Source organism: Streptomyces sp. JB150 (genome assembly GCF_011193355.1).
GTDB lineage: Bacteria > Actinomycetota > Actinomycetes > Streptomycetales > Streptomycetaceae > Streptomyces.
The window spans coordinates 932,997-947,393 of record NZ_CP049780.1 but is presented as its reverse complement, the minus strand read 5'-3'; the positions used below and the strand labels follow the sequence as shown (position 1 = coordinate 947,393).

Sequence of the window (14,397 nt, the reverse complement as noted above, 5' to 3'; positions counted from 1 at the left end):
CGGGGCGGCCTTCGACCGAGCCGGAGACCGGCCCGGCGACCGGCCCGGCGTGTGAACAGGCCGTACCACTCGGCCGTCCCCCAGGAGGTCCTGAAGGCACCGGCCGGGTCATCCCCGGGCGCTCCGCGGGCGCGCGCTCAGCGGCTGCCGTCGAGCAGCACGCGCGCCACCAGCGCCGGGTCGTCGTTCATCGGGACGTGACCGCAGCCGGGCAGCCGCACCAGCCGGGCGCGCGGGATGACGGTCTTGGCGCGGACGCCCTGACGGGGCACCAGCAGCCGGTCCCGGGTGCCCCAGGCCACGGTGACCGGCAGCCCCGGCACGTCCTCGGTGAACCGCACGGTCCGCCCCGAGCGCAGGGTCTCGGCGAACCCGCGCGCGGTGGCCAGCGCGCGCGTCTCGGCGACCACGGCCTCGGGCGCGCGCCGGGCCGGGCGGGCGTAGATGGTGCTCGTCAGCAGCGTCCGGCCGGCCGCGGACGGCGCCAGCCGCTCCACCACCGACGGGGGAGTGCGCCGGGCGATCTCCCGCATCGCCGTGAGCACGCCGAAGGCGTAACGCCGTTCCGCGTCGGACCAGAAACCGGCCGGGGACAGGGCGGTGACCGAACGGACCACCCCCGCGCGGCCCAGCTCCAGCGCCAGCAGCCCGCCCAGCGAGTTGCCCGCCACATGCGGCCGCTCCAGCTCCAGCGCGGCACACAGCGCCGTGAGCACAGCGGTCATCGTCGGCAGGTCGTGCGCCAGCCCGTCGGGGAGCGCCGGGGACGCGCCGAACCCGGGCAGGTCGACGGCGATCACGTCCCGCTCCTTGGCCAGCACGGGGATCACCGGGTCCCAGGCCTGCCGGTGGTGACCTATGCCGTGCAGCAGCAGCAACGGCTCGCCGTCGCCCTCGCGCGCGTAGGACACGGTCATCGGCCGCGGCCCGGAGGGCGTGGGGACCTGGAAGGAGACGGTGGCGGACATACTGCTCCTCGTCGTGACGCCGGGGACACTGACTTCGCGTAGACACCTTGTCAGCAATTACTACCGGCGGGTAGCCCTCAGGCGCTCCCGACCGCGCACGCTCCCGGCCGCGCCCGCTCACGCGCCCCCGCGTACCTCCCGCGCATCCGCCGCTCACCGCACCGGATTTCGCCTGGACACCACCGCGCGCCGTCGGCTGGGATGAGTGCTGTGACCACCGATACCGCCACCGACGTCTTCGAACAGCACCGCCCCCTCCTCCTGGGGGTCGCCTACCGCATGCTCGGCCGCGTGGCCGACGCGGAGGACGTGGTCCAGGACACCTGGCTGCGCTGGGCCGGCGCCGACCGCGGCGCGGTGCGCGAAACGCGCGCCTACCTGGTACGCGTCACCACCCGCCTCGCCATCGACCGGCTCCGCCAGATCAAGGCACGCGGCGAGACCTACGTCGGCCCCTGGCTGCCCGAGCCGTACGTCACCGCCTACGAGGACACCGTTCCGGACGCCGCCGAACGCGCCGTCCTCGCCGACTCGGTCTCCCTGGCCGTCCTCGTCGTCCTGGAATCGCTGTCCCCCCTGGAACGCGCGGTCTTCGTGCTCCGGGAGGCGTTCGGCTACCCGTACGCCGACATCGCCGCCCTCCTCGACCGCGGGGAACCGGCCGTACGGCAGATGGCCGCCCGCGCCCGCAAGCATGTCGACGAACGCCGGCCCCGCTACGACGTCGACCCCGCCCAGCGCCGCGACCTCACCGAACGCTTCCTCACCGCCGCCGCCGAAGGCGACCTCAGCGGACTGCTGACGCTGCTCGCGCCGGACGTCCGGCTCGTCGGCGACAGCGGCGGCAAGTCGCGGGCGCCCCTGCGGGTCATCGAGAGCGCCGACAAGGTGGGCCGCTTCCTCATCGGCGCCGCCCAGCAGGGCGGTCCGGTCTCCTTCCGGCTCACCGAGATCAACGGCGGCCCGGCGGTCGTGGTACTGGACGGCGACCGGATCGACTCGGTCCTCCAGCTGGACGTCCTGGACGGACACGTCCAGTCCGTCTACATCATCCGAAACCCCGACAAGCTGCGCTCCCTGGCGGCCGGCGACTGACCGCCCCTGCCCGCCGAGCGGCGAAGCCCCCGTCACCGACGGGGGCTTCGCCGTTCCGGTCACCCGCACTCCCGCCGACGGCGGGCGGGGCTTCGTACGAACGTCTCGTGAACGCTGCCCGCGCGTGCTCCCGTGCGCCGCGCGGGAATCGAGGATTGGTCTTGACCAAGGGTGGGGGCCGCCCTATGGTCGCAGACAAGTGCAACAACCTTTAATAAACAAGGGCGCTAAAACGCCGCGGGAACACCGGCGATTGCGGAGGACAGGGTGGGGACCACGCAGCTGGAATCGGTGCCGGAACCGAAGTACTGGCATCTCAAGACCGTGCTCACCGAGGCACTGGACTCCGAGTTCTCCGTCGGCGAGATCCTGCCCAACGAGCGGGAGCTCGCCGCCCGGTTCGGCGTCGCCCGCGCGACCCTCCGCCAGGCCCTGGAACAGCTCGAACTGGAAGGCCGGCTGCAGCGCCGCCGCGGGGTCGGCACGACCGTGGCACCGCCGCGCGTCGGGGTCGCCGTCGGCACCGAGCAGCACGCCTGGCCCGGCGCGCCGGGGGACGACGCCTGGCAGGCCGTCGACTGCGTCACGGCCGCCCCGCCCGCCTCGGTCGCCGACGCCCTGGAGACCGGCCGCGACGAGGTCGTGCACACCATCCGTCGCATCCGGATGAGCCACGGCCAGCCGGTCGCTGCGGAACTGCTCCACATCCCGGCCTCGTCGGTCCCCGACCTCACCGGCATCGACGCCCCGTCCGGCCCGGCCCGCGCGCGTGCGGTCCTGCGCGAACTGCACCGGCTGGAGCTGGAACGGCGCGACAGCGCGGTGGAGCTGGGCTCGGCCCGCGCGGACGACGCCAGGGAACTCGACCGCCTCCCCGGCGCCCCCGTCCTCGTCGTCACCACCCGCTACATCGCCGGCGGCCGCACCGCCGCCCTCGCCGTGTCCACCTACCGCGCCGACACCTGTCGCCTCACCTTCGGCGACTCCGGCGCGGTCGAGATCCACGACAGCCCGGAGCGCCGGGCTTCCTGAGCCTGAACCGCGCGCGACCGGCTCGGCGGAGGGGTGCTTCCGGCCGGGAGGCCCGCCCGGGCGTGCGTGCGCGGTGAGCCGTCGCCGGCCCCGGGTCTATTCCTCCGCCGCCCCCGCGGCCCCGTTGGCCGCCCCTCGGCCGTCCCTACGCCGTTCCGCGGGCGCGAAGGTCTCCCGCGCGGTGGTGGGCGTCTCGGGGTGCGGGCCACGCCCGTGGGCCGGTGACCGGGCAATGATCCCGCGACGGGCAGGATCTGGCCGGCTCGCCGGTCTGCGGCCGGGGCCGCGGTCGCGGCTGCAGTCGGGCTCCGTGGCGCGGCGCGCGCCCGCGTCAGCGCCGGGCCGTCACCGTGCCCTCGACCGCGAAGAGCTGTTCCTCGACGTGGTCGAGGGCGAGGCGGAGGGCGCCCATGGCGACGGCGGCCTCGCCGAGGAGGGACAGGGCGACCTTCGGCGGGCGCAGGCAGTAACGGGCCAGCTCGTGGCGCAGCGGCTCGAGCACGCCGTCCAGGCCCGCCGCCCAGCCGCCGACCACCACCAGCTCCGGATCGAGCGCCAGGACCAGCGCGGCCACGTCGTGCACCAGGCGCTGGATGAACCGGTCGACCGCCGCGCGGGCACGCCGGTCACCCTCGCGGGCACGCGCGAACACCTCGGCGACCTGCTGCTCGTCCAGCGGATGCAGCGGCTCGTCCGTGGTGGACAGCAGCGTCTCCGGCGTCGCCTCCCGGCCCAGCAGATGCAGCGCGCCGATCTCCCCGGCCGCGCCGCCGTACCCGCGGTGCAGCCGCCCGCCGATCAGCGAACCGGCGCCCGGACTGAGCCCCGCCAGCACGAACACCATGTCGTCGGACTCGGTGGCGGCACCCTTCCAGTGCTCGGCGACGGCCGCCGCGTTGGCGTCGTTCTCCACCAGCACCGGGCACTTGAACGACCGGCCCAGCCGCTCGCCCAGCCGCAGCCCCGTCCACTCCGGCAGCGCCGTGCCCAGCCGGATCGTGCCGTCCGCCTCGACGATCCCCGGCGTGGCCACGCCGACCGCGCGCAGCGAACCGCGCGCGACCCCGGCCCGGCGCAGCAGCTCGGCGACGACCGAGCGCAGCCGCTCCAGCCGCTCGTCCGCCGGCGCCGTCTCGGAGATGTCCTTGGCCTGCGCGCCGAGCACCTTGCCGTCCAGGTCGGACAGGAGCGCGGCGACCCGGTGCGGCCCGATCTCCAGGCCCAGCAGATGACCGGCCTCGGCCCGGAACCGGAACCGCCGCGCGGGCCGCCCCTGCCGCCGGGCCGTGCCTTCCTCGGCGGCCTTCTCGACCACGAGACCGGCCTCGATGAGCCCTTCGACGACGCCCTCGACGGTCGGCCGGGACAGGCCGGTGACCCGGGTGATCTCGGTCAGTGTCGCGCAGTCCGTGGCACGCAGCGCGTGCAGCACCACCGCGGAATTGATCCTTCGCAGCAGCGAGGGATCCCCGCCGGTCAGCCCCGCCAACGTCCCGTCCTCCCAGCTCGTGGCCGTGTTGGCCGGATGGTACTCGGCACCGTCCGCTCCGGCGAGCGCCCCCCCGCCCCGGTGAGCGCAGCCGGCCGCCCCCGCTCCGGCCGACCGGGCCGGACACCCCCGCTCCGGGCAACCGGGCGAGACGAACCCCGGCCCCGGTCAACCAGGCGAGACGAACCCCGACTCGTACGCCGCGATCACCGCCTGTGTCCGGTCCCGTGCCCCCAGCTTCCCCAGGACCGCGCTGACATGTGTCTTGACCGTCTCGGTGCCGACCACCAGCCGGGCGGCGATCTCCGCGTTCGACAGGCCCCGCGTCATCAGCCGCAGCACCTCCGCCTCCCGCTCGGTCAGCTGCGCGCGCTCCAGCACGGCCCGCGCCGACGGGTTCCCTTCGCCGTCGCCGTACTCGGCGGCCAGCCGCCGCACCGACGCGGGGAACAGCAGCGACTCGCCCTCCGCGACCAGCCGCACCGCGTGCACGATCTCCGCGGGCCGGGCCCGCTTCAGCAGGAACCCGTCGGCGCCCGCGCGCAGCGCGTCGTAGACGTACTCGTCGTTCTCGAACGTCGTCACCACGAGGATCTTCGGCGGGTCCGGCACGGTCCGCAGCACCGCGCGGGTGGCCTCGATGCCGTCCAGCAATGGCATCCGGACGTCCATCGCGACCACGCGGGGCCGCAGTTGCCGCACCAGCGGGATCACCGCCGCCCCGTCGGCGGCCTCCCCGACCACCTCCAGATCGGGCTGCGCCTCCAGTACGGCGCGCAGCCCCGCGCGGACGAGGGGTTCGTCGTCGACGAGGAGCACGGTGATCGGCGGCATCCGCCCAGCGTAGGTCAGCCGAGCGGCAGTTCGACGCGCACCTGCCAGTCGCCGTCGTCGGGCCCCGTGCGTGCCCGGCCGCCGAGCAGCGCCGCGCGCTCCCGTATCCCGCGCAGCCCGCTGCCCCGGCCGGGTCCGGGTATCGCCGCCGGCAGCGGATTGCGGACCTCCAGGTCGAGCCGGCCGTCCGCGACCGCGACCCGCACCCGTGCCGGGACGCCGTCCGCGTGCCGCAGCACATTGGTCAGCGCCTCCTGGAGGATGCGGTAGCCCTCCCGGGAGACCGGGCCGGGCACCTCTGCCAGCGGCCCGGTGAACTCGGCGTCCACCTTCGTCCCGGAGGCCCGCGCGGACTCCAGCAGCCGGTCGGCCTCGGCCAGCGTCGGACGCCCGCTCACCGGGCGCTCCGCCTCGCGCAGGATGCCGAGCACCCGGTCCAGGTCCTCCAGCGCGGCCCGGCCGGTCTCCTCGATCGCGCCGAGCGCCCGGTCCGTGAACGCCGGATCGCCCGCCGCGCGCGCGGCGCCCGCCTGCACCACCGCCACCGTCAGCGCGTGCCCGATGGAGTCGTGCAGCTCGCGCGCGATCCGGTTGCGCTCCAGCAGCTGTTCGGTGCGCTCCTCCAGGGCGGCCAGCCGTTCGGCCGCCGACGGCCCGAGCAGCCGCCGCGCGAGCGCGGTGACCAGTTCGCCGAGCCCCACCACCCCCGCGGCAAGCACGAGCAGCGGCAGCGGGGCCAGCGCGGCGTACCCCCAGTGCGGTTCGTCGATCGGCAGCAGCGGGTTGTCGTACGGCACCCGGCCGAGCGACGCCGCGGCCAGGTCGACCGCGAGGATCGGCATCCAGATGCTCAGGCACACGGTCACCGCGCCCAGCACCATCCGGATCTCCAGCCACAGCACCGTCCGCAGCCGGTCGCCCCAAGTCGTCGACGGCGTGGTGGAGATGCCCGAGTCCGCCTCGTCCGGCACCAGCATGAACCGCGCCTGCAGGCCCTCGCCGCGCCGCACCGCCGGGATCAGCCCGCCCGGCACCAGCAGCAGCGCGGGCACCCAGGGGCGTGCCATGTCGACGAACAGCCACACGCTGACCAGCAGCACCGGAACCCACAGGTGCAGCAGGCGCGTGTACGTCGTCCCGCGCAGCAGCGGTTGCAGAAAGCGGACCATCGCCCCATCGTGGCAGCCGCCACTGACAGCGCACCTCCCCCGAGCGGGGGAGACGATCTCCCCGCGCAGGGGAGGCCCCGCGTCGCGTGCGGCGGCCAGGCTGAGCCCATGACCAGCATCGACGTCCGAGACCTCACCAAGGAGTATGGCACCCGGCGCGCCGTCGACCACCTCACGTTCACCGTCGCACCCGGCCGCGTCACCGGCTTCCTCGGCCCCAACGGCGCCGGGAAGTCCACCACCATGCGGCTCGTGCTCGGCCTCGACCGGCCGGCCTCCGGCACCGCGACCGTCGGCGGCCGCCCCTACGCCGCGCTGCGCGAGCCGCTGCGCGAGGTCGGCGCCCTCCTCGACGTCCAGGCAGCGCACGGCTCGCGCACCGGCCGCGACCACCTGCGCGTCCTCGCCGCGAGCAACCGCATCCCGGTCTCCCGCGTGGACGAGGTGCTGGAGGAGACGGGGCTGGCCGGCGCGGCCCGCCGCCGCGTGAGGACGTACTCGCTCGGCATGCGGCAGCGGCTCGGCATCGCGGCGGCCCTCCTCGGCGACCCGGCCGTGGTCATGCTCGACGAACCGTCCAACGGCCTGGACCCCGAGGGCATCATCTGGATCCGCGGACTGCTGCGCCGGCTCGCCGACGAGGGCCGTGCGGTGCTCGTCTCCAGCCATCTGATGAACGAGACCGCGTCCTTCGCCGACCACCTGGTCGTCCTCGGCCGGGGACGGCTCCTCGCCGACCTGCCCATGCGGGACTTCATCGACGCGCGCGTGCGGCCCCGCGTGCGGGTGCGCACCACCGACGACACGGCGCTGCGGGATCTGCTCGCCCGGCACGGCTTCGAGACCGCCCGGAGCGAGGGCGGCGGGTGGACCGTGCAGCACGCGCGCGTGGACGACATCGGCCGCCTCCTCGCCGAGGCCCGGCTCCCCGTCCTCGAACTGACCCCTGAGGAGGGCACCTTGGAGCAGGCCTATCTGGACCTGACCGCCGCCGAGACCGAGTTCACCGCCCAGCCCCAGGAGGCCTGACCATGGCGTTCACCCCCGTCCTGCACGCGGAGTGGCTGAAGATCCGCACCCTGCGCTCGCTCATCGGCGCCCTCGTCGCGCTGTTGGCGGTGACGACGGCGTTCTCCGCCATCGCCGCCAGTGGCTCCGCCCCCTCGGACCCCGGCTTCGACCCGCTGTTCACGGCCTTCCTCGGCATCGCACCCGGACAGATCGCGGCTCTCGCCTTCGGCGCCCTCGCCGTCTCCTGCGAACTCTCCGGCGGAGGGCTGCGCCTCGCCTTCACCGCGGTGCCCCGGCGGGGGAGCTGGTTCGCGGCCAAGCTGACGGCCGTCGCCGTACCGGCCCTCCTCGTCGGGCTGGTCGCCGGAGCCGTCTCGCTGGCGGTCGCCCGCGCGGGCATGGGCTCCGCCGCGGACGGGCTCACCGCCGGTCAGCAGCTGCGCGGCATCGCCGGCTGCGGCCTCTACCTGATGCTCATGGCCGTGTTCGCGGCCGGACTCACGGCCCTGCTGCGCAGCGCCGTCGGCGCGCTCAGCGTCCTCGTCCCGCTCCTGCTCGTGGTGTCGTTCGTCGTCGGGGACTCCGCCGGCGGCCTGCCCGAGTACCTGCCGGACCGGGCCGGCCAAGTCGTGTTGCACGCCCGGCCGGACGGCTCCCTCGGCCCCTGGACCGGTCTGGCCGTGAGCGCCCTGTGGACTGCCGCGGCGGTGGCGGCGGGAGCGTGGAGCGTGCGGCGCCGGGACGCCTGACGCGACGCCAATTGTCAGTGGTGGCGGGTTTACTGGCCGTATGGACATCGCACGGTGCCTGGACACGATCGACCGGCTGTGCCTGCGCCCCTTCCCCGCGCGGCACGCCTGGTCGGACGTGGGCCGGGCGGGCCCGGGCTACTTCATGGCGGAACTGCACACGGGGGAGGGGGAGGAGACGCATGGGGAGCGTACGGCCGACGACGCCGAGGCCTGCAAGGAGGCCGTCGCCCAGCGGCTGCACCGCAGGTGGGGACCGGTGCCGGCGTGGGGGATGCTGACCCTGCGGGTGCGCGGCCTGCGCGGCGAGGAGATACCGGAGCCGTGGGCGAGCCTGAGCCACCTGACCGACGAGGCGTACGTCTGGCAGGCGGACGGCACCGGCCGCTGGGTCGCCGTGGCGGTCGCCGACCGGGACCCGGCGGACGCGATACGGCTGCTGGCGGTGGTCACGGACACGGACCCGCCCTGAGACCGTGCCCGAGGTGCGACCGTGCCCGCACCAAGGCCGTGCCCGCCCTGAGACCGTGCGCCCCACGACACCGCGTCCGCCCTGACATCGCACCCGCCCTCGGCCCGGGTCTCCGCCCGCGCCGAGGGAGAGAGCGGGTCAGTCCTCGGCGGCGGCGCGCAGGCGGGCGAACTCCTCGGCCATCGTCCGCGCCGTCCAGTGGGCGTTGAGCCCACTGGGGTTCGGCAGCACCCACACCCGTGTGCCCGCGATGACCCGCTCCTGCGGGCCCACCCGGGCCTTGCGGTCGTCGAAGGCGGCACGGTATGCGGTGACGCCCACCACCGCCAGCCACTTCGGCCGCAGCCGCGCCACCTTGAGCGCCAGCTGCCGCCCGCCCTCGCGGTACTCGTCGGCGCTCAGCTCGTCCGCCCGGGCCGTCGCCCGCGCCACCACGTTGGTGATGCCGAGCCCGTACGTCAGCAACTCCCGCTGCTCGGCGGGCCTCAGCTGCCGCGGGGTGAAGCCGGACAGGTGCAGCACAGGCCAGAAGCGGTTGCCGGGCCGGGCGAAGTGGTGGCCGGTCGCCGCGGACATCAGGCCCGGATTGATGCCGCAGAACAGGACACGGAGACCGTCCGCGACGACGTCCGGTACGAGACGGTCGCGGGCGGCCTCCAGTTCCGCCGGGGTGAAGCGGGTCAGAGGATCGCTCCGGGGGTGTAGCCGGCGGCCTCCGGGTGCCGCTTGACGATCTCCTCGATCCGGCCGACGACGGCACCGACCTGGTCGGCGGCGGCGCCCGTGAAGGACAGCTTGTCGGCCATCAGCGCGTCCAGCGCGGCGCGGTCGAGGGGGATGCGCTCGTCGGCGGCGAGCTTGTCGAGGAGTTCGTTGCGCTCGGCGCCCTGCTCGCGCATCGCGAGCGCGGAGGCGACGGCGTTCTCCTTGATCGCCTCGTGCGCGACCTCCCGGCCGACGCCCGCGCGCACCGCGCCCATCAGCACCTTGGTGGTGGCGAGGAACGGCAGGTAGCGGTCCAGCTCCCGGGCGACGACGGCCGGGAAGGCGCCGAACTCGTCGAGCACGGTCAGGAACGTCTCCAGCAGGCCGTCCAGCGCGAAGAACGCGTCCGGCAGGGCGACGCGGCGCACCACCGAGCAGGAGACGTCGCCCTCGTTCCACTGGTCGCCCGCCAGCTCGCCGGTCATCGAGGCGTAGCCGCGCAGGATGACCATGAGGCCGTTGACGCGCTCGCAGGAGCGGGTGTTCATTTTGTGCGGCATCGCCGAGGAGCCGACCTGGCCCGGCTTGAAGCCCTCGGTGACCAGCTCGTGCCCGGCCATCAGGCGGATCGTCTTGGCCAGCGAGGACGGCGCGGCGGCGAGCTGCACCAGGGTGGTGACGACCTCGTAGTCGAGGGAGCGCGGGTAGACCTGGCCGACGGAGGTGAAGGCCTGGCCGAAGCCGAGGTGGGCGGCGATCCGCCCCTCCAGCTCGGCCAGCTTGGCCCCGTCGCCGCCGAGCAGGTCCAGCATGTCCTGGGCGGTGCCGACCGGGCCCTTGATGCCGCGCAGCGGGTAGCGGCCCAGCAGCTCCTCGACGCGGGCGTAGGAGACCAGCAGCTCGTCGGCGGCGGTCGCGAAGCGCTTGCCGAGGGTGGTGGCCTGGGCGGCGACGTTGTGGGAGCGGCCGGCCACGACCAGCTCGGCGTACTCGGCGGACAGCTTGCCGAGACGGGCCAGCACCGCGACCGTGCGGTCGCGCATCAGCTCCAGCGACAGCCGGATCTGGAGCTGCTCGACGTTCTCCGTGAGGTCGCGGGAGGTCATGCCCTTGTGCACGTGCTCGTGCCCGGCGAGGTCGTTGAACTCCTCGATCCGCGCCTTCACGTCGTGCCGGGTGACCTTCTCGCGCTCGGCGATGGAGGCGAGGTCGACGGTGTCGAGGACGCGCTCGTAGTCGGCGATCGCCTCGTCCGGCACCTCGATCCCGAGGTCCTTCTGCGCCCGCAGCACGGCGAGCCAGAGCTGACGCTCCAGCTTCACCTTCTGCTCGGGCGACCAGAGCGTGGCGAGCTCGGCGGAGGCGTACCGTCCGGCGAGGACGTTGGGGATGCGGGGCTTGGCGGGCGCTGAAGTCACGTGTCCAGAGTTTACTGGTGGTTCGTGCAGGCCAGCGCCACGGGACGGTTCATCGGAACCTACGAGACCCCCGTCACGCGCTCGCGGCGGCGGCCGCACCCACCCGCACCGAGTCGCCGACAAGCGCGCCCGCACCGAGTCCGCCGGCGAGCGCATCACGTACGCCGGCGGACCCCGCCCTCACGACTCCGCGTCGGCGACCAGCTCGTACGGCAGCAGCTGCGGCCGCTTCGGCGGACGGCCGTCGCCGGAGGAGCGGCCGGTCAGGCGGCGGCCGATCCAGGGCAGCAGGTGCTGCCGGGTGAAGCGGACGTCGGCGATCCGGCGCGCGGCCCAGCCGGGCGGGGCGGTGGGCGGGGGCGGGACGTGCCAGTCCGGGTCCTCCGGCTCGTAGCCCAGGGTCTGCCAGACCGCCTCCGCGACCCGGCGGTGTCCCTCGCCGGTCAGGTGCAGCCGGTCCACGTCCCACAGCCGGGGATCGGCCAGGGAGGGCGCCCCGTACAGGTCGACGACGACGGCGCCGTGGCGGGCGGCCAGCTCGTCCACGCAGGCGAACAGCTCCTCCATGCGCGGCCGGAACCGTTCCAGCACCGGCCCCTGCCGGCCCGGGCTGCGCATCAGCACCAGCTGCTTGCAGGCCGGCGCCAGCCGCTCCACGGCCTCCTCCAGCAGGCCCCGCACCCGGCCCATGTCGCACTTGGGCCGCAGGGTGTCGTTGAGGCCGCCGACCAGGGTGATCACGTCGGCGCCCATCGCGGCGGCGGGGCCGACCTGCTCGTCCACGATCTGCCCGATCAGCTTGCCGCGCACCGCCAGGTTGGCGTACCGGAAGCCGGGCGCGCGGGCGGCCATCCGCGCCGCGAGCAGATCGGCCCAGCCCCGGTAGGTCCCGTCGGGCATCAGGTCCGACATGCCCTCGGTGAAGGAGTCGCCGACCGCGACCAGGCTGGTGTGCGTGGGAGGGGGATTCGTCTGCATGGCGTCACAGATGGTATCCCTAAGCACATACCCGCCGGTCGGTCACCCGGGCACCGTCACCCGGGCACCCTCGCTCGGGCACCGTCACCCCACCTCGGGGCGCTGCCGGCTCACACCTCCCCCGCGCGCTGCCCGAACAGCTCCCGCAGCACGTCCTCCATCGTCACCAGGCCCGCCAGCCGCCCGTCCGTGCCCAGGACGGCGGCGAGGTGGGTGCGGCTGCGGCGCATGGCGGTGAGGACGTCGTCCAGCGGGGTCGTCTCCCGCACGCGCGCGATGGACCGCATGTCCCGCAGCCGGAACGGCACATCGCGCGGGGAGGCGTCCAGTGCGTCCTTCACGTGGAGGTAGCCGACGATCCGCCGGCCCTCGTCGACCACGGGGAAGCGGGAGAACCCGGACTCGGCCGACAGCCTCTCCAGCTCCTCGGGGGTCACCCCCACGCGCGCGTAGACCACGCGTTCCAGCGGCAGCACGACATCGCGCACGGGCCGCCGGCCCAGTTCCAGCGCGTCGTGCAGCCGCTCCTGCGCCCGGTCGTCGATGAGCCCGGCCGCGCCGGAGTCCTTGACCAGCCGGGCCAGCTCGGCGTCCGAGAACGTCGAGGTCACCTCGTCGCGGGTGTGGATGCCCAGCAGCTTCAGCAGGCCGTTGGCGAAGGCGTTGATCGTGAAGATCACCGGGCGCAGTGCCCGCGACAGCGTCACCAGCGGCGGCCCGAGCATCAGCGCGCTGCGCACCGGCTCCGCGAGGGCGATGTTCTTCGGCACCATCTCGCCCAGCAGCATGTGCAGGTACGTCGCCAGGGTCAGCGCGATGACGAACGACACCGCGTGCCCGGCACCGCTCGGCACCCCCATCGCGTGGAAGGCGGGCTCCAGCAGATGCGCGATCGCCGGCTCGGCGACCACGCCCAGCACCAGTGTGCACAGCGTGATCCCGAGCTGTGCCGCCGCCATCAGCGCGGAGACGTGCTGCAGACCCCACAGCACGCTCTTGGCGCGCCGGTCGCCCTGCTCGGCGTACGGCTCGATCTGCGAGCGCCGCACGGAGATCAGCGCGAACTCCGCCCCGACGAAGAAGGCGTTGACGACCAGGGTCGCCAGACCGATCAACAGCTGTACGGCGGTCATGCCAGCGCCCCCTCGTCGCCCAGGTCCTTCTCGTCGTCCAGCGGCGCGCACAGCAGCACGCGGGCCGCCCGGCGCCCGGCGGCGTCCAGGACTTCCATCCGCCAGCCGGCTACCTCCACCACGTCCCCGGCGGCCGGGATGCGGCCCAGCTCGGTGGCGACGAGGCCGGCCAGCGTCTCGTACGGCCCCTCCGGCGCGCGCAGGCCCACGCGGGCCAGCTGGTCGATACGGGCGGCGCCGTCCGCCGAGTACAGCGCGTGGCCGTGCTCGTCGGTGCCGGCCGGGGCGAGGTCGGGTGTCTCGTGCGGGTCGTGCTCGTCGCGGACCTCGCCGACGACCTCCTCGACGATGTCCTCCAGCGTGGCGACACCCGCCGTGCCGCCGTACTCGTCGATGACCACGGCCATCGTCCGCTTGCCCGACAGCCGGTCCAGCAGCCGGTCCACGGTCAGCGTCTCCGGCACCAGCAGCGGCTCGCGCATCAGCTCCGAGACGGGCACGCGGGGCCGGCGCTCGGCGGGGACGGCCAGGATGTCCTTGACGTGGGCGGTGCCGACGACCGAGTCGAGGCTGCCGCGGTAGACCGGGAACCGGGACAGACCGGTCGCGCGGGTCGCGTTCGCCACGTCCTCGCAGGTCGCCTGCGCCTCCAGGGCGATGACCTGGACGCGGGGCGTCATCACGTTCTCGGCGGTCAGGTCGGCGAGGTTCAGGGTGCGCACGAACAGCTCGGCGGTGTCCGGCTCCAGCGCGCCCTCGCGGGCGGAGTGCCGGGCCAGCGCGGCCAGTTCCTGCGGTCCGCGCGCGGAGGCCAGCTCCTCGGCCGGCTCGATGCCGAAACGGCGCACCACGCGGTTGGCGGTGTTGTTGAGGTGGGTGATGAACGGCCGGAACAGCGCGCTGAACCAGCGCTGTGTGTTGCCCACCCGCTTCGCCACGGCCAGCGGCGAGGAGATCGCCCAGTTCTTGGGCACCAGCTCGCCGACGACCATCAGGAACACCGTCGACAGCGCCGTGCCGAGCACCAGGGCGATCGAGGACGCGGCGGTCCGGGAGACGCCGACGGCCCGCAGCGGGCCCGCGATCAGCCGGGCGACCGACGGCTCGGCGAGCATGCCGACGACCAGGTTGGTGACGGTGATGCCCAGCTGCGCGCCGGACAGCTGGAAGGTCAGGTTGCGTACGGCCTTCAGCGCGCCGGCCGCGCCGCGCTCGCCGCGTTCCACGGCGCGTTCCAGGTCGCCTCGCTCGACGGTGGTCAGCGAGAACTCCGCCGCGACGAAGGCGCCGCAGATGAGCGACAGCAGGACGGCCACCAGCAGGAGCAGCACTTCGATCATCGGG

Annotated in this window: 14 protein-coding genes; 5 read left to right on the top strand and 9 right to left on the bottom strand. The window is 74.4% G+C overall.

Going from position 1 to position 14,397, the window contains the following annotated elements; translation table 11 throughout:
• Window positions 1-137 precede the first annotated feature (137 nt).
• Window positions 138-968, bottom strand: coding sequence for an alpha/beta fold hydrolase (locus G7Z13_RS04410; RefSeq protein WP_165996212.1), 831 nt, complete (start codon window positions 966-968; stop codon window positions 138-140).
• Between the two features lie 210 nt (window positions 969-1,178).
• On the opposite strand from G7Z13_RS04410, the gene G7Z13_RS04405 reads away from it, so the two are divergent.
• Together G7Z13_RS04405 and G7Z13_RS04400 are read left to right on the top strand one after the other, a co-directional pair.
• Window positions 1,179-2,063, top strand: a complete 885-nt coding sequence (locus G7Z13_RS04405) for an RNA polymerase sigma-70 factor (RefSeq protein WP_165996210.1) — start codon at window positions 1,179-1,181, stop codon at window positions 2,061-2,063.
• Window positions 2,064-2,330: 267 nt separating this feature from the next.
• On the top strand, window positions 2,331-3,095 hold the full coding sequence (locus tag G7Z13_RS04400) for a GntR family transcriptional regulator (RefSeq protein WP_165996208.1): 765 nt from the start codon (window positions 2,331-2,333) through the stop codon (window positions 3,093-3,095).
• Between the two features lie 331 nt (window positions 3,096-3,426).
• Here the strand turns inward: G7Z13_RS04400 and G7Z13_RS04395 are convergent, their stop codons facing one another.
• The 3 genes from G7Z13_RS04395 to G7Z13_RS04385 all read right to left on the bottom strand — a co-directional run bounded on the left by G7Z13_RS04395 (window position 3,427) and on the right by G7Z13_RS04385 (window position 6,587).
• A complete protein-coding gene (locus tag G7Z13_RS04395; RefSeq protein ID WP_165996206.1) occupies window positions 3,427-4,584 on the bottom strand; it encodes an ROK family transcriptional regulator in 1,158 nt (385 codons plus the stop codon).
• A 168-nt stretch (window positions 4,585-4,752) separates the two neighbouring features.
• Window positions 4,753-5,418: a response regulator transcription factor gene (locus G7Z13_RS04390; RefSeq protein ID WP_165996205.1), complete on the bottom strand. Its 666-nt coding sequence runs from the start codon at window positions 5,416-5,418 to the stop codon at window positions 4,753-4,755.
• Between the two features lie 14 nt (window positions 5,419-5,432).
• Window positions 5,433-6,587, bottom strand: a complete 1,155-nt coding sequence (locus tag G7Z13_RS04385) for a histidine kinase (RefSeq protein ID WP_165996203.1) — start codon at window positions 6,585-6,587, stop codon at window positions 5,433-5,435.
• Between the two features lie 108 nt (window positions 6,588-6,695).
• Here G7Z13_RS04385 and G7Z13_RS04380 point away from each other — a divergent pair, with 108 nt between their 5' ends.
• From G7Z13_RS04380 to G7Z13_RS04370, 3 genes are read left to right on the top strand one after another with little or no spacing between them, the layout of a single operon-like run.
• Window positions 6,696-7,616 carry an ATP-binding cassette domain-containing protein gene (locus tag G7Z13_RS04380; protein ID WP_165996201.1) on the top strand — a complete coding sequence of 307 codons (921 nt, stop codon included), beginning with the start codon at window positions 6,696-6,698 and terminating at the stop codon, window positions 7,614-7,616.
• Window positions 7,617-7,618: 2 nt separating this feature from the next.
• A complete protein-coding gene (locus tag G7Z13_RS04375; RefSeq protein ID WP_165996199.1) occupies window positions 7,619-8,347 on the top strand; it encodes an ABC transporter permease in 729 nt (242 codons plus the stop codon).
• A 40-nt stretch (window positions 8,348-8,387) separates the two neighbouring features.
• Window positions 8,388-8,819, top strand: a complete 432-nt coding sequence (locus G7Z13_RS04370; RefSeq protein WP_165996198.1) for a hypothetical protein — start codon at window positions 8,388-8,390, stop codon at window positions 8,817-8,819.
• Between the two features lie 138 nt (window positions 8,820-8,957).
• Here G7Z13_RS04370 and mug read toward each other — a convergent pair whose 3' ends face one another.
• The 5 genes from mug to G7Z13_RS04345 form a co-directional block, all read right to left on the bottom strand.
• On the bottom strand, window positions 8,958-9,503 hold the full coding sequence (mug, locus tag G7Z13_RS04365; RefSeq protein ID WP_166004607.1) for a G/U mismatch-specific DNA glycosylase: 546 nt from the start codon (window positions 9,501-9,503) through the stop codon (window positions 8,958-8,960).
• Window positions 9,500-10,942, bottom strand: coding sequence for an adenylosuccinate lyase (purB, locus tag G7Z13_RS04360; RefSeq protein WP_165996197.1), 1,443 nt, complete (start codon window positions 10,940-10,942; stop codon window positions 9,500-9,502). Before purB ends, mug begins: the two co-directional genes overlap by 4 nt.
• A 180-nt stretch (window positions 10,943-11,122) precedes the next feature.
• The gene (locus G7Z13_RS04355) at window positions 11,123-11,920 is read right to left on the bottom strand and encodes an SGNH/GDSL hydrolase family protein (RefSeq protein ID WP_165996195.1); all 798 of its coding nucleotides are present in this window, start codon (window positions 11,918-11,920) and stop codon (window positions 11,123-11,125) included.
• Window positions 11,921-12,030: 110 nt separating this feature from the next.
• Window positions 12,031-13,053 carry a hemolysin family protein gene (locus G7Z13_RS04350; protein ID WP_165996193.1) on the bottom strand — a complete coding sequence of 341 codons (1,023 nt, stop codon included), beginning with the start codon at window positions 13,051-13,053 and terminating at the stop codon, window positions 12,031-12,033.
• Window positions 13,050-14,393 (bottom strand): hemolysin family protein, encoded by a 1,344-nt coding sequence (locus G7Z13_RS04345; protein WP_165996192.1) that lies wholly within the window; start codon window positions 14,391-14,393, stop codon window positions 13,050-13,052. The genes G7Z13_RS04350 and G7Z13_RS04345 overlap by 4 nt, the downstream gene beginning before the upstream one ends.
• Between the last annotated feature and the right edge of the window lie 4 nt (window positions 14,394-14,397).